Origin of the sequence: Algihabitans albus (assembly GCF_003572205.1) — a bacterium.
Taxonomy (GTDB): domain Bacteria; phylum Pseudomonadota; class Alphaproteobacteria; order Kiloniellales; family DSM-21159; genus Algihabitans; species Algihabitans albus.
In genome coordinates this window covers 485,982-504,529 of sequence record NZ_QXNY01000003.1, presented here as the reverse complement: position 1 = coordinate 504,529, position 18,548 = coordinate 485,982, and the positions used below count along the sequence as shown (strand labels likewise).

Sequence of the window (18,548 nt, the reverse complement as noted above, 5' to 3'; positions counted from 1 at the left end):
AATGACAAATTAAATACGCGCATTTGGCGATTTCTACAGTGCTGTCGCCGTATCTGTTCTGCGGCAGGCTCCGCCAGTTCCGTAGCTGTTGTGGCTCTTAGTCGTCGTACGCGACCAGGCTGGTCACCGGCACATCGAGCCGCTTCCGGCCTTCGAGAAAGCTGAGCTCGATAATGCAGCCGACGCCACAGACGTCGGCACCTTGCTTCTGTAGCAGATCGACCGTTGCACTCATGGTGCCGCCGGTGGCCAGCAAATCGTCGAGAACCATAACCCGTTGGCCCGGTTTCACGGCGTCGGCTTGGACTTCCAGCGTATCGGTTCCGTATTCCAGATCGTAGGTGTGTCTGGTGGTGACCCCGGGCAGCTTGCCCTTCTTGCGCACCATGATGAAGCCGAGACCCAGGTGCAGCGCCAGGGGTGCGGCGGTCAAAAAGCCGCGCGACTCGATCCCGACCAACAGATCGGGATTGTGCGGTCGAATCGCCGCGCCGAGTGTCTCGACCGTGTGCCGCCAGGCGTCCGGGTGCATCAGCAGCGTGGAGATGTCGTAGAAGAGAATGCCGGGTTTGGGGAAATCCGGAACCTTACGTATATGAGTCTTGAGATCCATGTTTTCTGTCGCTGTCGGTGGTGGCCGGGCTCGAAGCCAAGGGATGAGAGTGGCGGGCGGTGCTGCTCCGCGAACGTGCGGCGCGGCAAGCTAGCGTGCATGGCGCCAGCCCGCAATTGGCGCTTGCTGCTATCGGCGGTGCCGGTAAGCTCCGAAGCTATGAGCTACATTCTGCATCGACAGGCCGCGCACGACTATCCGGTGGCAATGGCCGGTGACGGCCCTTACCTGATCGACGACAAAGGGCGCCGCTATCTGGACGCTTCCGGCGGAGCGGCAGTGTCGTGCCTGGGCCATAGCCATAGAGGCGTGGTCGAGGCGATCAAGGCACAGTTGGATCGGCTGCCCTACGCTCACTCCGGGTTTTTCACCAACGGGCCGGCCGAAGCCCTCGCCGAACATCTGGTGACCCGGGCGCCTGAACGTCTCGGCAAGGTGTACTTTCTGTCTGGAGGCTCCGAGGCCAACGAAACAGCACTGAAGCTGGCGCGGAGTTACTGGGTGGAGAAGGGGCAGCCGCAGCGCGTGAACTTCATTTCACGCCGCCAGTCCTATCATGGAAACACTCTGGCCACCCTGTCGATCGGCGGTAATCCGGGCCGCCGTGCCGTTTATGAGCCGCTCTTGATGCCCGTTACCCAGATCGCCCCCTGCTATCCCTATCGGGACAAGCGCCCGGACGAGAGCGAGACGGACTATGGCCTGCGTGCCGCCGGGGAGTTGGAGTCGGCGATCCATCGGCTCGGGCCCGAGACGGTGATCGGCTTTGTCGCGGAGACTGTCGTCGGTGCAACGGCCGGCGCCCTGGCGCCGGTTCCCGGCTACCTGAAGCGCATCCGGGATATCTGCGACCGCCACGGCATTCTGCTGATCCTGGATGAAGTCATGTCCGGCATGGGCCGAACCGGCCATCTCTTTGCCTGTGCCGAGGACGGCATCAGCCCCGACCTTCTGACCTGCGCCAAGGGGCTGGGCGCTGGCTATCAGCCCATAGGCGCTTGTTTGATCTCCGACGAGATCGTTGAGACCATCGCGAGCGGTTCCGGCAGCTTTCAGCATGGTTTTACCTACATCGGTCATCCGACGGTTTGCGCCGGCGGATTGGCCGTGCAAGAGGCCATAGAGCGCGAAGGCCTGCTCGAACGGGTCCGGACACAAGGCGCGCGGCTGCTGGACAGTCTGGAAGACCGTTTCGGCAATCATCGCCATGTCGGCGACATCCGAGGACGGGGCCTGTTCCTGGCCTTGGAGCTGGTTGAGGACCGGGCGAGCAAACAACCCTTCGATCCCGAGCTGAAGTTGCATGCCCGGGTGAAAAGCGAAGCCATGGGCCGTGGTCTGATGTGCTATCCCAATGGCGGCACGGCGGATGGCTTGCGTGGTGACCACGTTCTGCTGGCGCCGCCCTTTATCATCTCCGACTCTCAGATTGAGGAAATCTGCGAGAAGCTTGGCGCAGCCATCGAGGCTGCGCTGCCTGCAGCCGCCTGATGGTGACCGGAGCCCCGAGGTCGGAGTGGGAGCCATTGGTGCTGGCAGTTGCCCCCAATGGCGCGCGCAAGACCAAGTCCGATCATCCGGCCCTGCCGATCGAGCCCGAGGAAATCGCCGAGACCGCCAAGGCCTGTGCGGCGGCTGGCGCCGCGATGATCCATCTGCACGTCCGCGACGCAAAGGGGCAGCACTCGTTGGATGTCGGCCGTTACCGCGCGGCGACGGAGGCGATCCGGGCTGCCGTCGGGCAGGATCTCGTCATTCAGGTTACGACCGAGGCTGTCGGGCGGTTCGATCCAGCCGAACAGATGGAGTCTGTACGTCGACTCGAGCCGGAGGCGGCCAGCTTTGCCTTGCGTGAGCTTGTACCGGACGCCGAGAGCGAGACCGAGGCCGCGCGGTTTTTCGCCTGGGTCGCCGAGGCGGGGATCCAGGCCCAGTTCATCCTCTACGACGCGGACGACCTGCGGCGCTTCCGCGCACTGCGCCGGCGCGGTGTTCTGCCGGCGGGGCCGCAGTTTCTACTTTTCGTGTTAGGCCGCTATGCCGCCGGACAACGCTCTGAGCCGACCGATCTGCTGCCCTTTCTGGCTCTCGACGAGGCAGCCGATCCCTGGGCGATCTGCGCCTTCGGCCCGAAGGAGGCTGCCGCTGCGGTGACAGCTGCGGCCCTGGGCGGGCACGCCCGCGTCGGTTTCGAGAACAACCTGCTGCTGCCAGACGGCGGAATCGCCAAGGACAATGCCGCGCTTGTCGCTTGGGTTGCAGAAAGCGTGGGCCGGTTGAAGCGGCCGCTGGCCACGGCGGAGCAGGTACGCCGCCTGCTCGTCCCGTCATGAGGCCGCAACCTCTGCGATCCCGCTCTAGTCAGCCGACCAGAATGAGTGTTCAATGCACTCAATCGGGGCCGGAAAAATCCAAGGCCGAGTAACGGCCAGGCCCCATCGGAGGCAGAGGTGATAGGACGCGAACGGAGACGCTCCGGCGTTGCGCGATGCGACGTTGCCGGTCACGCCAGTCTGGCAGGACCGGAGTCGGGACAGGGTGGGCCCGACGGGAGGCAAAGACCCACCGAACATCCGCAAAATGCGAATCAAAGCAATTCAGGGAGCTGAAGGACGATGCGCAAACTCGTTCTGACCGGGGCGGCCGTAGCGCTGGCTGCGGGCGCTTACGTGGCCGTTTCGGCCGGCGGGGCAGCCGCCCAAGAGCAGCAGTTCATCTCGATCGGCACCGGGGGTGTAACCGGTGTGTACTATCCGACGGGCGGCGCGATTTGCCGCTTGGTCAACCGGAACCGCAAGGACCATGGCATTCGCTGTTCCGTCGAGTCGACCGGTGGTTCGGTCTACAACATCAATACCATTCGCGCCGGGGAGCTGGAGTTCGGTGTGGCCCAGTCCGACTGGCAGTTCCACGCCTACAACGGCACCACGAGGTTTGAGGACCAGGGCCCCTTCGAGGAACTTCGCGCGGTCTTTTCCGTACATCCGGAGCCCTTTACCGTCGTGGCACGTGCCGACTCGGGTATCGAAACCTTCGAGGATCTGCAGGGGAAGCGCGTGAATATCGGCAATCCCGGCTCCGGCCAGCGCGGCACCATGGAAGTCGTGATGGAAGCCTACGGCTGGGAGGTCGGCGATTTCGCTCTGGCTTCCGAGCTGAAGGCCGCGGAGCAGAGCCAGGCACTCTGCGACAACAACATCGATGCCATGATCTACACCGTCGGACACCCCTCGGGCTCGATCCAGGAAGCGACGACCGCTTGCGAGTCGGTTCTGGTGGAAGTTGCCGGCCCGACCATCGAAGGACTGGTGGAAGAGAACAGCTACTACCGCACGGCGACGATCCCGGGCGGTATGTATCGCGGCAGCGATGAGGACACCACGACCTTCGGTGTCGGCGCCACCTTCGTTACGCGCGCCGACGTGGCCGATGAGGTTGTCTACGAGCTGGTCAAGGCCGTGTTCGAGAACTTCGAGGACTTCAAGGCGTTGCATCCCGCCTTCGCGAATCTCGAGAAGGAAGAGATGATCTCCGACGGAATCTCGGCACCGCTACATCCCGGCGCCGAGCGTTATTACAAAGAAGCCGGCTTGATGTAACGCCGTTTCCTGGTCTGGCTGGGCGGGCGTCGGAGTTGGCGTCCGCCCAGAGCCTTCGTCGTTTCGCTTTTCGTTCCAGCCGTCTTTTCAGGCTTTACGTCACACCTTCGCGATACGACCCGACAGCGGGATTGGAGGCGACATCCGAAAACGGAGCGCATCTGCGGTCCAGCCCAAGCAACTGTCGGAAAACCGCTGAAGCGTACTTGATCCGGGGGGATCGGGAAAATGTCCGACAGTCAGGGGAATGCTGCCAGTAAAGCTTTGTCGGATGAGGAGTTGGCGGATCTCGTCGCCTCGACCGACACTGGTGCGCGCGGCGTGTCTGGATCGATCGGCGTCCTGCTGGCCGCCGTGGCCTTCGTCTGGTCTCTGTTCCAACTTTGGATCGCCTCGCCCTTGCCGTTCCTGGCGCAGAGCGGCCTTGGCCTTCCGGTTGTTCTGAACAACACCGAAACGCGGTCGATTCACCTAGCCTTCGCGTTGTTCCTTGCCTTTACCGCCTTTCCGGCTCCGGGCAAACCGCGTGCCGGCAGCCTCATGCAGCGTCTCGCATCGGGCCTGATCGTCGGTTTGGCGCTGATCCTGCTTGGATTGCTGATGGCGGGACTACTCGGCAGCGAGGCTTCCATCGGCGGTGCCTTGGCCGGGCTGGTCAGCGAGCCGCGCTATTTCGCGCCCGCGCTCGCACTTCTACTGGTCTGCCTCGCCACCGCCGAGAAAGCGCGGGACCGTGTGCCGCTGCTCGACTGGGTTCTGGCGCTCGGAGGCGCCTTCTGCGGTGCCTACCTCTATCTCTTCTACGCGGCGCTTACCGGGCGTCCCGGCTTGCCGACCTGGTACGATCTGACAATCGCGGGGATCGGCCTGGTGATGCTGCTCGAGGCAACGCGGCGCAGCCTCGGCCCACCCTTGATGATCGTTGCGTTGGTCTTCCTCGCCTATGTCTTCTTCGGCAATTCGCCGGTTTTCCCCGAGGTGATCCAGTGGAAGGGTGCCTCGGTCGAGCGAGCCATGAGCCACATGTACTTGACGACCGAAGGCGTGTTCGGCGTCGCACTCGGTGTCTCCAGCTCCTTCGTTTTTCTCTTCGTCCTCTTCGGCTCCCTGCTCGATAAGGGCGGCGCCGGCAATTACTTCATCAAACTCGCTTTCGCCTTGCTTGGTCATTTGCGCGGCGGCCCGGCCAAGGCTGCGGTCCTGGCCTCTGCCATGACCGGCCTGATCTCCGGATCGTCGATTGCCAACGTGGTGACCACGGGTACGTTCACGATCCCATTGATGCGGCGGGTCGGCTTCACGCCGGAGCGAGCCGGGGCCGTCGAGGTCGGTTCGTCGGTCAACGGCCAGATCATGCCGCCCGTGATGGGTGCTGCCGCCTTCCTGATGGTCGAATACGTCGGAATTTCCTACGCCGAGGTGGTGAAACACGCCTTCCTGCCGGCGGCGATCAGCTACATCGCGCTGCTCTACCTGGTGCATCTGGAGGCTCTCAAGCAGCAGATGCAGGCCTTGCCGAAGTCGGTGGTGCATCCCTTGAAGGCGCAGCTTCTGCGCACCGGCATCATCGTCTCGTCGATCTTCATCCTGGCCGGCGTCACCTACTACGGCCTGCGCGGCATACAGGCATTGGTCGGCGACGTTGCTTGGCTGCCGGTGGTATTGATCCTCGGCGCCATCTACCTTGGCTTGATCTGGCTGGCTGCGCGCGATCCCGATCTGCAGATGGACGATCCCGACGCCAAGGTCGTCAAGCTGCCGGTGGCCGGCGAGGTCGTGAGAACCGGCCTCTACTATCTGTTGCCGATCGTGGTGCTGGTCTGGTTCCTGATGGTCGAGTTGAAGTCCCCGGGCCTCTCGGCCTTTTGGGCGACGACGCTGATGATCGTCATCCTGCTGACCCAGCGTCCGCTCAAGGCCTTCTTCCGCGGGACCGGCTCCGAGATTGCACAACAGTCGCTGCAGGGTGTCGGCGATCTGGTCGCGGGCATGATCGCCGGCGCGCGTAATATGATCGGCATCGCGGTCGCGACAGCCGCTGCCGGGATTATCGTCGGGACGGTGACCCTGACCGGGATCGGTCAGGTCATGGCCGAATTCGTCGAGTTCATTTCAGGCGGCAGCTTGATGCTGATCCTGGTTTTCACGGCCTTGATCAGCCTCATCCTGGGCATGGGCCTGCCGACGACGGCCAATTACATCGTGGTGTCCTCGTTGATGGCGCCGGTGGTGGTTGAACTGGGAGCCGCCAACGGTCTGATCGTACCGCTGATCGCAGTGCATCTTTTCGTCTTCTACTACGGCATCATGGCCGATGTGACGCCACCGGTCGGTCTCGCGTCTTTCGCAGCCGCCGCCGTTTCGGGCGGCGATCCGATCCGAACCGGTTTCACCGCCTTCTTCTACAGCCTGCGCACCGTCATCCTGCCGTTCCTCTTCATCTTCAACACGGATCTGCTGCTGATCGACGTCGATCTGACCGGAGCGATTCTGATCTTCATAAAGGCAACGATCGCGATGCTGATCTTTGCCGCGGCAACGCAGGGGTACTTCTTCGCACGCTCTCGAATCTGGGAGTCCGCCGTTCTCCTGCTGGTCGCCTTCACGCTGTTCCGGCCCGGCTACTGGCTCGATCAGGTTCAGCCGCCTTTCGATGCCATCCCGGCCGCCCAGGTTTTCGACGCCATCGAGAGTAAGCCGGAGGAGGCGCAGATTCGTCTCAGACTCGAGGGGCCCGATTTCCAGAATTTCGACGAGATCCGCAGCTTGACCTTGGCCTTCGATATCGGCCCGCCGGACGGTGGCGCGGCGCGGCTGGAAGCCGCGACCGGTCTTGCGCTTGCGCTGGAGGACGGCCAGTTGATCGCGCTCGACGAACCCCTGCCGGGCGCCCCCAACGAGGCGCAATGGCGTGAGTTCGACTTTTACGGCGATACGCCTGTGACCGTTACGGAGGTGTTGGTGCCGGCCGAGCGCCTGCCGAAGGAGGTCTTTTACATTCCGGCGCTGCTGTTGTTGGTTCTCGTGATTCTGGTTCAGCGCCGCCGGGCGACCGTGCCGGCCTTTTGAGAGGGGAGGGGAGGATGTACAGGGACATTCTATTGGCCGTCGATCTCGGCCATCCCGACACTCAGGACAAAGCGGTATCGACGGCTTTGGAGTACACCAAAGCTTTTGGATCCCGTTTGCATGTCATCACGGTGGTTCCCGACTTCGGTATGTCGATCGTCGGATCCTTCTTTCCGGCCAACTACGAGCAGCAGGCGTTGGAGCAGGCGCGAGACGCCTTACACGCTTTCACGGCGAAGCACGTTCCGGCGGATCTCAAGGTTCAGCATATCGTCGGTCATGGCACGATCTACCAGGAGATCCTGCGATGCGCGGAAGCCGTCGAGGCTGATCTGATCGTTATGGCTTCGCATCGGCCGGGGTTGGAGGATTACTTGCTCGGCCCCAATGCTGCGCGAGTTATGCGTCACGCTTCGACCTCTGTGCTGGTCGTGCGCGACTGATCCCGTCCAAATGTCTTCACGCTCCGCTCAACACCCCGTGTCTGGTCAACAGCATTTGGTCACACTATGTCTGATCGTATGCGCTTAACTGCCGTAACCAGTCTTCCGGAGACTTGCCGGCCTGTCAGCCCTCAGTTGGCGGCACTTCCTCGCGGTACCCTTGAGGGGATGGCCGAGGCGGGCAGCGAGATCCTCGAGATCTATCGCGTGCTCACCAAGACGGGTGACAACGTCGTTGGTGAATTGCTGCGCGAATCCGACACTTTTTACGAGTGGGACCACTATCCGTCCGGCGATGTCTACGACGCTGAAACGCATGCGCAATATTACTACCATGCCCATCCTGGCGATCAGCGTTTCGAGAGCGAGCACGGGCACTTCCACACTTTTCTGCGGCCGGGCGGCATGCCGGCGGGGGTCAAGCCCGCACCGGTGCCACGCGGGGATCTGCCCGTCGATCCCGATGAGCGGCTGAGTCACTTGATCGCAATCGCCATGACGCCCCAGGGCCTTCCCTTTCGGCTTTTTACGGTCAATCGCTGGGTTACCGGTGAGACTTGGTACGCTGCCGAGGACGTGATCTCCATGCTCGACCGCTTCGAGATCGATCACGCCCGGCCGTCGTGGCCGGTCAACCGCTGGGTTTCCGCGATGATGCGTCTGTTCCGTCCGGAGATTGTGGAGCTGGTTCGGGCGCGCGACCGGGCCATCGAGGCGTGGCAGGAGCAGCGCAACCCGCCCGATGTCTTCGAAGACCGAAATCTGGAGATCACATCCATGTTGGAGGTGTCGGTCACCGATCAGATGCAAGGCGTTGCTTTGGCTTTGGGGCGCAAAAGCTAACTTTGACCCGGCCTGAGTTCAGGCCTTCGGCAAAGTATTGCGAGATCCGACGACTTGCGGAGCGGTCCGAACGCGTCACGCTCCGGGTTAGCAGTGTGTGCAAGGCCGCAGCGGCAGGCCGCGATCGAGCCATCCCGCGCCCGCCGTCGATCCCATCATCCCCTCACGGACGTTGAAGACCTGGTCGTAACCTTCTTGACGTAACAGCTTGGCCGCGAAGTCCGAGCGAACGCCCGTTGCGCAGATCAAGGCGATTGGACGGCCCGGTACGCGATCTGCCAAGGCCCGGACTTTTGCCAGGAATGCCGGCAAACCGGCTGGATCGTGAATGCTGACGGTCTCTGCGGCCGACGCAACGCCAGTTTGCCGCCACTCTTGCGGATGGCGCACGTCGATCAGCAGAAGTTGCCCTTCGACGGCGAGTGTTTGCGCCTGGTCGGCAGGCAACTCCTGCGCGACGGCGGCCGTCGGGATCAGGAGAACGAGCGTGAGGAGGGCGAGTAATCGCATGACATACATCTCCGAATGACTGGAGATGTGGGTATCGATCCCAGGCCGTCCAGTAAGATGACGCAGTTGTGTAGGAATTAAGGGCTGTTTAACGCCTCTATGGCCAAACTTCAGTAGCGAGCGTGAGCCGTTTTGGCGGCAGCGCTTGGCAGTTCCTGCACAGGATCGTCACGCATGTCCAAAGATGTCGTAGCGTTCGACGGAGACCGCCCCCGTAAGCCTCAGATGCTGACGCAGGCGGACGTGAAACGTCTGCTTGAAGATCCTGCGCCGGAGACCCGCGCCCAGACGGTGGCGAAGATAGCCGACAACTACACGGATTCCACTCTCGGTCCGGGCGAGCGCCGCCTGGCGCAAGAGATCTTCGCGGTGCTGGTGCGCGATACGGCGGTTATCGTGCGCGAGGCGATGGCGGAGCACCTGAAACACGCGCCGGATTTGCCGGACGGTATCGCCGTGACGCTGGCCCACGACGTGGACTCCGTCGCGTTGCCGATCCTGCGGCACTCGGAGGCTCTGAGCGATGCGGAGCTGTTGCGGCTCGTTCAAGAAGCCGCGCCGCGGCGGTTGAACGCGATCGCTCGACGCAATCAGGTCTCTGCCGAGGTTTGCGAGGCGGTAATCGATACGGGCCAATCGGAGGCCGTCGCCCACCTGGTCGGAAACGAAGGCGCAGAGATTACGGAAGCGGACCTTGGGCGGGTGCTGCGCGATTTCGCCGAAGAACCGGCGGTTGGCGACCAACTCGCCCGTCGCCGCCATGTGCCGCCGTTGATCGCAGAGCAGCTCGTTGCGCGTATGTCCGCACAGTTGCGCGACGTCTTGACGACCCGTGGCGAGCTCGACTCCAACAGCGTTTCCGATCTGGTGCTGCAGGTGCGCGACCGGGCGGTTCTTCAGATCGCGGACAAAAGCCGTGAAGGCGGCGATCTGGACAGTCTGATCAGCGGGCTGGCTCAGCGGGGTCGCTTGAACGCCTCCTTGATCCTGCGCGCGCTCTGTGTCGGAGACTTGGCTTTCTTCGAAGCTGCCATGGCGAAGCTGGCCAACGTACCCTTGGCCAACGCCCGCATTCTCATCTACGACGAAGGCAAGCTCGGTCTAACGTCGCTCTACCGTCGCGCCGGTCTTTCAGAAGACAAGCTGCCGGTGTTCCGCGCGGCCGTTCAGGTCGTACAGGAAACCGACTATGACGGCGGAACCAACGACCGTGCTCGTTTCTCCACCCGTCTGCTGGAGCGACTGCTGACTCAATTCGATCAGGACGGCACCTGGCCGGGCGATGATCTCTACTACTTGATCGACCGTCTGACTCGGGCGGCAGCCTGACCTCCCAAGAACGACCGCGCCGGGTCAACCGCGTGCCGACGCCTCAATTGTCCCTCCGCGCGAGCTCAAATGATTTGACCCCGATCGCTTAGGCGATCGGGGTCAAATCATAAATAGGTCTGAGCTGACTTCGTTTGAGCGGAGTCTTGAGGTCTGTGCAGGCGGCACCTTGCGCGATGCTGGCCAGATTCTCCCCTAGGTATCCAGGAACGAGCGCAGCTTGCGGCTGCGCGAAGGGTGCTTGAGCTTACGCAGAGCCTTAGCCTCGATCTGACGGATACGCTCGCGCGTGACCGAGAACTGCTGACCGACCTCTTCCAGGGTATGATCGGTGTTCATACCGATGCCGAAGCGCATGCGCAGAACACGCTCCTCGCGGGGCGTCAGGCTGGCCAGAACGCGGGTCGTGGTGTCGCGCAGATTGTGCTGGATGGCCGCGTCGAGCGGAATGACTGCGTTCTTGTCCTCAATGAAGTCGCCCAGATGGCTGTCTTCCTCATCGCCGATCGGGGTTTCCAGGGAGATCGGTTCCTTGGCGATCTTGAGAACCTTGCGGACCTTCTCCAGCGGCATCACCAGACGCTCGGCCAACTCTTCCGGCGTCGGCTCGCGGCCGATTTCGTGAAGCATCTGGCGACTGGTGCGCACCAGCTTGTTGATCGTCTCGATCATGTGCACTGGAATGCGGATGGTGCGTGCCTGATCGGCGATCGAACGGGTGATCGCCTGCCGGATCCACCAGGTTGCGTAGGTCGAGAACTTGTAGCCACGGCGATACTCGAATTTGTCCACCGCCTTCATCAGGCCGATGTTACCTTCCTGAATCAGGTCGAGGAACTGCAGGCCACGGTTGGTGTATTTCTTGGCAATCGAGATGACGAGGCGGAGATTCGCCTCGACCATCTCCGTCTTGGCCTTGTTCGCCTCGCGTTCGCCACTGCGCACCGTCGAGACGATCCGCCGGAACTCGCCGATCGGCAGGCCTGTCGCTTCGGAGATGGTGCCGATCTGTTCGCGAATGCCGACGACTTCCTCGCCGTGCTTTTCGGCAAGTTTGCCCCAGCCCTTACCGGGAAGCTGGCCGACTCTCGTCAGCCAGTTGGGGTCGAGCTCTTGGCCCTGATATTCTTGCAGGAAGGCGGTTCGGACCACACCGGCGGACTCCACCAAGCGCAGCAGCCGGCCTTCCAGGCCGAGCAGTCGCTTGTTATGACCGTAGAGCTGATCGACCAGTTGCTCGATCCGGGCGTTGTTGAGATGCACCAGCGTCATCAACTCGACCAGCTGGTCTCTGTTGCGCTGGTACCGCTTCTCAATCGCCGCCGGCACCGTCTCTCCCTGCTGCAGCAGAGCGAGCCGTTCGTTCATGGCTTTGTAGAGTTTCTTGTAGGTGACCGCGATCTTGTCGAAGGTTTCGAGAACCTGGGGCAGTAGCTGCAGCTCCATGGCCGCCAGGGAGAGGTTGCTCTCCTCCTCGTCGTCTTCGTCGCCGTCGTCGGCCTCCTCCGCCTCAGCTTCGCTTCCTTCGGCCGCCTTTGCACTGCCGTTACCGGAGCTTTCGGGCGCGGCGGCTCCGTTCGGCTTCCCGGCCCCATTGGATTGCGCGCCCTCAGCCGCCGAAGCTTCTGCCTGTTGGCCGTTCGCCTGCTGCTGACCGTTCGTTTGCTGGCCGTTCGCCTGCTGATTGCCGTTGGCGTCCTGGTTCCCGTCGGGTCCGGCGCCGTAGGTCGCATCCAGGTCGATGATCTCGCGCAGAAGGATCTGGCCGTCGAGGAGTGCCTGGCGCCACGCGAGCAAGGCGCGGATAGTCAGCGGGCTCTCGCAGATGCCGCCGATCATCTTCTCGCGGCCGGCCTCGATGCGCTTGGCGATCGCGATCTCGCCTTCGCGGCTCAGCAGTTCGACCGAGCCCATTTCGCGCAGGTACATACGCACGGGATCGTCGGTGCGGCCGACATCGGCATCGTCAAGGTTGCCGGCGGCGCGGGTGCGGCTTTCGTCGTCCCCGGAATCGTCCTTGTCGTTGTCGTCCTGCTCTTCGGCCTCGACTGCGGAGATGCCCATCTCCGACAGTTGAGCCATCACGTCCTCGATCTGCTCCGAGGACACTTGCTCCGGCGGTAGAACCTGGTTGAGCTCGTCGTAGGTGACGTATCCGCGCTCCTTGGCGCGGGCGATCATCTTTTTAACCGCGGCGGTCAAGGAGTCGACCATGGGGCCTTCTGTGCCCTCGTCCCGGGTTTCGGTCGTCTCTTCCGCTTCGGTTGCTTTACTCGCCATGCTCGCTCGTCTTCCTGCCCCTAACGGCATACTGAGAAACGTAGGCTTCGCTCCCGCTTTGCCAGCGCTTCGCCGAAATATTCAGCCGCTCATCAATCGTACGGTCGTCCCCGGCCGGCTGTAACCGGCTCTCGACCTTACGATCCGGCGCTCAGCCGGCTCTACTCCCCCAGGCCTGCGCTGATAAAGTGCGCCGCCCATACCTATTCACCTCGGTCCGTCGGTTCAACGTCTGCATTGCTTTCGCCAGGTTCCGCTTTCCCGTTGTTCCGGAGGCCCGGGTCCGTTTTCTGGCTAAGTTGTTGGTGCGCGCGCAAACGTTGGAGTGAATCTTCCCTCATATCCGCAGCTAACTGGCGTACCGTATCGATCTCCTCGGAGGCTTGCTGGGCGCTCCACAAGCGTTCCATCAAGTCGCGCCATCCGTGCCGTGCCTCTGCCAGGGGTCTGTTGGACCGAGCGAAGGGGGCGTGGAGATACACGGGCTCACTCAAAACGGCCGCTAGAACTCCTGTAAAACCCAATTGGCTCAAGTGGCCTTGGAGCGTATCCGAGTCAAGATCTGGCTGATTGGCCAGCGCATCCGTGATGGCCCGCCGCAATCGGTCGAAGTCGGCGCTGGACAGCTGGACCGCTGCGAGGGTCTCGCAGTCTTCGGCGGCCAGTTCCGGATGATTGAGTGCGCAGGCGAGCAGCATCTGCTCGGGACGACGGCGCAACAGTGCCGGCGCCGGGCGGTCGAAAGCAGTTCGTATCGGCTCCCGCTGATCCCGGTAGCCGCCTCGAGCCCGGCCGCTGCGGCCCTCCGGTCGGCTGTCTGAGCGTTGGCGGCGGCGCGAGCCGAAACCGTAGGCTTCGTCGTAGCGCGCGAGCAGCTCTTCGCGGTAGGCGGCTTTCACGCCTTCGTCGGCGATACCCCCGGTCAGGCGCAGAATGTCCTGGCGCAGCCCGGCCCGTCGCTCAGGCGTGGCAAGGTCGCGACCCGCCGTGAGCATCAGCCAAACCAGATCGCTGAGGGGTTTGGCGGCGTCCAGTACCTGGCGCAGCGCCTTGGGGCCTTGGGCGCTGAGCAGACTGTCGGGATCGTCGCCGGCCGGCAGCAGAGCGAAGCGGAGAGAGCGGCCGGGTTGTAGGCCCGGCAGCGCGCGTTCTGCCACGCGCATCCCGGCCTTCTGGCCCGCTTGGTCGCCGTCCAGGCAGATCAGGGGTTCCGGCGCGAGGCGCCAGAGTTCGGCGATCTGCTCCTCTGTTACGGCAGTGCCGAGGGGAGCGACGCTGGCGGAAAAGCCAGCCTGATCCAGGGCGATCACGTCCATGTAGCCTTCGGCGACGATGACTTCGCCGGTTTCATGGGCAGTCTTGCGTGCGCGATCCAGGTTGTAGAGGGAGCGGCCCTTTCGAAAGACTGCGGTTTCGGGCGTGTTCAGATACTTCGGCTTCCCGTCGGGCTCCAGGGTGCGCCCCCCGAAACCGATAATGCGGCCCTGGCGGTCTGCGATCGGAAAGAGGACGCGGTTGAAGAAGTAGTCGCGGGGTTCGCCGCCGCCCTCCGGGATCTTGACCAAACCGGCTGCGGCAGCCAGCTCAACGTCCACCTTATTCATCTTGAGGTATTTCAAGAGGATGCCGCGGTCGTTCGGAGCATAGCCCAGTCTGAAGCGTTCAATGGTCGGCTCAGACAGTCCTCGGCGCTGCAGATATCTCTTGGCCTCTTCGCCCCAGCTACGCCCTAGCTGTTGCTCGAACCAGCTACAGGCCAGCTCCAGCACTTCATAGATCGACTTCCGCTTCTCCGCCTCCGCCTTGGCCTCCGGCGTCGGCCTAGGGACCTGCAGTCCCGCTTCGCCGGCCAGTTTCTCGACCGCCTCAGGAAACGACAGACCCTCGATGCGCATCACCCAGCCGATCGCGTCGCCGTGCTCGCCGCTGGAGAAGCAATGGAAAAAGCCCTTATCCGGTACAACAGTGAAGGAAGGGCTTTTTTCGCTCTGGAACGGCGATAGTCCGACCCACTCGCGCCCGCGCTTCTTCAGCGGCACCCGCCGGCCGATCAGGTCGATCAGCGAGACCCGGCTTCGCAGTTCGTCGAGGAAGTCTGGCGGGAAGGCCATTTGGTAAGGAGACCCGACGTCGCTGGACTGACAGTCCGCCACCATAGCCGAGCCGACAGCGCGACGCTTGTGATCTAAGCTGCCGGTGAACGGGGAACCCGGGGAAAATTCGGAGCGGTACGCCCTTCTCCGCTAGGCGAGCTGTCCCTTGGCGAGGGCACTGGCCTTGGCGAAGTCCATCCGGCCGGCATAGCGCTCCTTCAAGGCGGCCATAACGCGGCCCATGTCCTTGATCGAACCGGCTTCCAGCTCGACGATCATCCCGTCGACGGCCGCCTGCGTCTCGCCATCGTCGAGCTGCTGCGGCATGAAGCGTTGAATGACTTCGATCTCGGCCTCTTCCTTGTCGACCAGGTCCTGTCGTTCGCCCTTGGTGTAGAGTTCGATCGACTCGCGGCGCTGCTTGACCATCTTCTGCAACATATCGAGCACTTCATCTTCCGAGATGCCGTCGCAGTTGCCGGCGCCACGCGCCGCGATGTCCCGGTCCTTGAGTGCCGCCAGAATCAGGCGGACCGTGCCGAGGGTCTTCTTGTCTTGGTCCTTGAGCGCCTGTTTCAAGGCGTCGTTCAGCTCCGTACGCAGCATCACCGCCTCTCGCCGTATTTCTCTAGATCTGTAATCCAACTGCTGGATTGAGTGGTTCGGCAAGGCGGCCGTGACCGCCTCCCCGCGGAGTGTTCTGTCAGGCGGTCTTGACCGCCTACTGCCCTGCGCGGTAATCGCCTTCGCGCGGGCCAATCGACGCCCCTATATAGAGGAGTCGGGGGCATGCGCAACCGCGCGGTCTCCTCCCGGATAGCTGGATAGGGTTTCGTCCATGACAGATATGACCGACGCGGCGGCGCGCGAGCTTGCTGCGCGCGGCCTCGACGCGCGCGACGACACAGCACCGCCGACCGGGGCGACCGCGGCGCTTGTGCTGGCCGACGGAACGGTTTTTTGGGGATCTGGCATCGGGGCGACCGGCGTTACTGACGGCGAGGTCTGCTTCAATACCTCGATGACGGGATATCAGGAGATCCTGACCGATCCCTCCTATGCCGGGCAGATCATCACCTTCACCTTCCCGCACATAGGCAATGTCGGGGCCAACCCCGAGGATATCGAGACGATGACGCCTGCCGCGCGCGGGCTGGTGCTGCGCGCCGATATCACCGACCCCTCGAACTGGCGCTCCATGCAGCACCTGAACGCTTGGCTCGAGAGCCACGGATTGATCGGGCTGGCCGGGGTCGATACGCGGCAACTGACCCACCGTATCCGCGACAACGGTGCGCCGAGCGGTGTGATCGTCCATGCGCCGGACGGCCGCTTCGATCTGCCGGCCATACGCAGCAAGGCGAAAGCCTGGCCAGGGCTCGGCGGGATGGACCTGGCCAAGACGGTGACCTGTGCCCAGACGTACGTTTGGGAAGAAACCCGCTGGCGCCTGGGCGAAGGCTATGGTCGCTTGGCGGCTCCGAAGTATCGGGTGGTTGCGGTGGACTATGGTGCCAAGCGCAACATCTTGCGCTGTCTCGCCGATCTCGGCTGTCATGTGACCGTGGTGCCGGCGACGGCGACGGCCGAAGAGATCTTGAGGCACGAGCCCGACGGTGTGTTTCTGTCGAACGGGCCCGGTGACCCTGCGGCAACCGGTGTCTATGCCGTCCCGACGCTGCAAAAACTGCTCGCCGAAAGCAAGTTGCCGATTTTCGGCATCTGTTTGGGCCATCAGTTGCTGTCGCTGGCGCTGGGGGCGAAGACCGAGAAGATGCATCAAGGCCATCGCGGCGCCAATCACCCGGTCAAGGATCTGGCCAGCGGCCGGGTCGAGATCACCAGCCAGAATCACGGTTTCGTCGTACAGGACGATACCTTGCCCGAGTCTCTGGAGCCGACTCACGTCAGTCTCTTCGACGGTTCCAACGAGGGCATTCGGGTCAAGGATCGTCCGGTCTTCTCAGTTCAATACCATCCCGAGGCTTCGCCGGGCCCGCAAGACAGCCACTACCTCTTCGAGCGCTTCGTCGCAGCGATTTCGGAGAGCAGGAGCTAGGGGACACTCCTGAGGATGGCCTCGCTGCTGTCGCCAAGTGCCACGCGACGTTTCAGCCGATCAGCGGTCTGGCGGTCGACTATCTCCGGGCCCGAGTGCGCGCTGCATAAAAACGCTGTCAAGCCAGAGATCGTGTTTCCAGCCGACGCTGCGCAGTCGGCCGATCTCCGTGAACCCGAGGGTGCGGTGCAGACGGATCGAAGCGGCGTTGGCGCTGTCGCCGATCACCGCGATCATTTGGCGGCGTCCGGCCGCCGTGGCCTCGTCGATCACGGCTTGCAGGAGGATACGGCCGAGGCCTCTGCCTTGTGCCTCGGCGGTCACGTAGACGCTGTCCTCGACCACAAAGCGATAGGCTGGGCGAAGCCGGTAGGGACCTGCATAAGCAAATCCCAGCAGCTCGTCCCCACCGTCCGCGACCAGATAGGGTAGGCCGGCTGACTGCACCGCCTCGATGCGACCTGCGATCTCGGTTCTGTCCGGTGGCGTCAACTCAAAAGAGGCTCGGCCCTCGCGGACATGATAACCGTAAATTTCCGCAATCTGCACGGCGTCGGGCGACTTGGCCGCTCGCACGATCGGCAGATCACCCTGCCTCGATGGTGAACTGAGGGATTGCGTCATAATGATCGGCTGACCGCCTGGCGAAGACCGTGACCGGATCGGCTTCTTCACGATCTGTCGGTCGGATCGCCAGACTCTGCTTCAGATGTTTAGCGCGGCGCAAGCTCCGCGGGATCCAACGTGCCGAGGTCGGCCACGAGCGTCGCCATATCCCGGGCCACGCCTTGGAAGCCCCCGGTGTGCCTGTAAGTACCTTCGTTCATGTAGAGCGAGCGATTGATCTCGATTTGCAGGGCATGTAGTCCCTCGGACGGTCGGCCGTAGTGGCGCGTCACGAAGCCGCCGGAGTAGGGTTGGTTGCGCGACACCCGGTAGCCTAAACGCTTCAGCACCTGCGTTGCGCGCTCGACGACCACCGGGCTGCAGGCCGTGCCGTGGCAATCGCCCAACACGATATCGACCCGCTGCGCGGCTTGGCCGCCGTTTATCGAGATCTTGCTCTTGCTCGCGCCCTTCGTGGGCCGAGGGCCGACTCCGCTTGAGGGCATGGAGTGGCAGTCGAGCAGGAGGCAAACGCCGAAGCGCGCCAGAGTGTCGTCGACCAGCTCTCTCAAGGCTTTGTGATACGGCCAGTAGTAGCCGCGAATCCGCTGGAGTGCTTCGGCCACGGTCAGCTTTTCGCGATAGATTTCGGCGCCGTTGGCCACCACTCTGGCGATGGTGCCGAGACCGGCGGCAACTCGTGGCGAGCGGGTGTTCGCATAATCCGGTAGCGGGTCCACGAACATCGCCGGGTCGAGTTCGAACGGCTCCCGATTCGGGTCCACGTAGGCGCGTGGGAAGAGCGCCCGCAGCAAGGGCAGACCGAGTGCCACTGCCGGTGCGAAGAGCTCGTCGACGAAGGCGTCTTCCGAGCGGCGCAACTGACGTGCGTCCAAACGCGAGCGAGCGACGAAGTCGTCGGAATAGTCCCGTCCGCTATGTGGTGAGGCCAGGACCAGGGGCAGACTCTGCGCGACCGGCCGCAGGATTTGATGGGTGGAAAGCGGCGCGCTTGGCGGAGGCTCAGCCTGATATGCGGTGAAAGCGTCCATTGATTGGTGAGAATGCCTCGCAGATATCGTCTGGCCAAGGCAAAAAGCGCGG

At 63.0% G+C, this 18,548-nt stretch carries 15 protein-coding genes; 8 read left to right on the top strand and 7 right to left on the bottom strand.

All coding sequences use genetic code 11. From position 1 onward, the window contains the following. Positions 1-97: 97 nt before the first annotated feature. Positions 98-613: an adenine phosphoribosyltransferase gene (locus DBZ32_RS08975; RefSeq protein WP_119166785.1), complete on the bottom strand. Its 516-nt coding sequence runs from the start codon at positions 611-613 to the stop codon at positions 98-100. 159 nt (positions 614-772) lie between these two features. On the opposite strand from DBZ32_RS08975, the gene DBZ32_RS08970 reads away from it, so the two are divergent. The 6 genes from DBZ32_RS08970 (at position 773) to DBZ32_RS08945 (ending at position 8,567) form a co-directional block, all read left to right on the top strand. Next, the gene (locus tag DBZ32_RS08970) at positions 773-2,104 is read left to right on the top strand and encodes an aspartate aminotransferase family protein (RefSeq protein WP_119166784.1); all 1,332 of its coding nucleotides are present in this window, start codon (positions 773-775) and stop codon (positions 2,102-2,104) included. A 38-nt stretch (positions 2,105-2,142) separates the two neighbouring features. Then, positions 2,143-2,946 carry a BKACE family enzyme gene (locus DBZ32_RS08965; RefSeq protein ID WP_235830110.1) on the top strand — a complete coding sequence of 268 codons (804 nt, stop codon included), beginning with the start codon at positions 2,143-2,145 and terminating at the stop codon, positions 2,944-2,946. 282 nt (positions 2,947-3,228) lie between these two features. Further along, positions 3,229-4,212 (top strand): TAXI family TRAP transporter solute-binding subunit, encoded by a 984-nt coding sequence (locus DBZ32_RS08960; protein ID WP_119166782.1) that lies wholly within the window; start codon positions 3,229-3,231, stop codon positions 4,210-4,212. A 228-nt stretch (positions 4,213-4,440) separates the two neighbouring features. Beyond that, positions 4,441-7,281, top strand: coding sequence for a TRAP transporter permease (locus DBZ32_RS08955; RefSeq protein ID WP_119166781.1), 2,841 nt, complete (start codon positions 4,441-4,443; stop codon positions 7,279-7,281). A 14-nt stretch (positions 7,282-7,295) separates the two neighbouring features. Continuing rightward, complete coding sequence (locus DBZ32_RS08950) at positions 7,296-7,724, top strand: universal stress protein (protein ID WP_119166780.1); 429 nt, start codon at positions 7,296-7,298, stop codon at positions 7,722-7,724. Between the two features lie 168 nt (positions 7,725-7,892). Then, on the top strand, positions 7,893-8,567 hold the full coding sequence (locus DBZ32_RS08945) for a DUF6969 family protein (RefSeq protein ID WP_235830109.1): 675 nt from the start codon (positions 7,893-7,895) through the stop codon (positions 8,565-8,567). A gap of 87 nt (positions 8,568-8,654) precedes the next feature. On the opposite strand, the gene DBZ32_RS08940 is transcribed toward DBZ32_RS08945, so the two are convergent. Further along, on the bottom strand, positions 8,655-9,077 hold the full coding sequence (locus tag DBZ32_RS08940) for a rhodanese-like domain-containing protein (protein WP_208539168.1): 423 nt from the start codon (positions 9,075-9,077) through the stop codon (positions 8,655-8,657). A 174-nt stretch (positions 9,078-9,251) separates the two neighbouring features. Here DBZ32_RS08940 and DBZ32_RS08935 point away from each other — a divergent pair, with 174 nt between their 5' ends. Further along, positions 9,252-10,406 carry a DUF2336 domain-containing protein gene (locus DBZ32_RS08935; RefSeq protein WP_119166777.1) on the top strand — a complete coding sequence of 385 codons (1,155 nt, stop codon included), beginning with the start codon at positions 9,252-9,254 and terminating at the stop codon, positions 10,404-10,406. Positions 10,407-10,601: 195 nt separating this feature from the next. On the opposite strand, the gene rpoD is transcribed toward DBZ32_RS08935, so the two are convergent. The 3 genes from rpoD to DBZ32_RS08920 form a co-directional block, all read right to left on the bottom strand. Beyond that, positions 10,602-12,686 (bottom strand): RNA polymerase sigma factor RpoD, encoded by a 2,085-nt coding sequence (rpoD, locus tag DBZ32_RS08930; protein ID WP_119166776.1) that lies wholly within the window; start codon positions 12,684-12,686, stop codon positions 10,602-10,604. A gap of 203 nt (positions 12,687-12,889) precedes the next feature. After that, the gene (gene dnaG, locus DBZ32_RS08925; RefSeq protein WP_162906658.1) at positions 12,890-14,797 is read right to left on the bottom strand and encodes a DNA primase; all 1,908 of its coding nucleotides are present in this window, start codon (positions 14,795-14,797) and stop codon (positions 12,890-12,892) included. 132 nt (positions 14,798-14,929) lie between these two features. After that, on the bottom strand, positions 14,930-15,385 hold the full coding sequence (locus DBZ32_RS08920) for a GatB/YqeY domain-containing protein (protein WP_119166774.1): 456 nt from the start codon (positions 15,383-15,385) through the stop codon (positions 14,930-14,932). Between the two features lie 241 nt (positions 15,386-15,626). On the opposite strand from DBZ32_RS08920, the gene carA reads away from it, so the two are divergent. Beyond that, positions 15,627-16,838, top strand: a complete 1,212-nt coding sequence (gene carA / locus DBZ32_RS08915) for a glutamine-hydrolyzing carbamoyl-phosphate synthase small subunit (protein ID WP_119167023.1) — start codon at positions 15,627-15,629, stop codon at positions 16,836-16,838. Positions 16,839-16,898: 60 nt separating this feature from the next. On the opposite strand, the gene DBZ32_RS08910 is transcribed toward carA, so the two are convergent. Continuing rightward, positions 16,899-17,462, bottom strand: coding sequence for a GNAT family N-acetyltransferase (locus DBZ32_RS08910; protein ID WP_119166773.1), 564 nt, complete (start codon positions 17,460-17,462; stop codon positions 16,899-16,901). Positions 17,463-17,551: 89 nt separating this feature from the next. Further along, positions 17,552-18,496, bottom strand: a complete 945-nt coding sequence (locus DBZ32_RS08905; RefSeq protein ID WP_119166772.1) for an N-formylglutamate amidohydrolase — start codon at positions 18,494-18,496, stop codon at positions 17,552-17,554. Positions 18,497-18,548 lie beyond the last annotated feature (52 nt).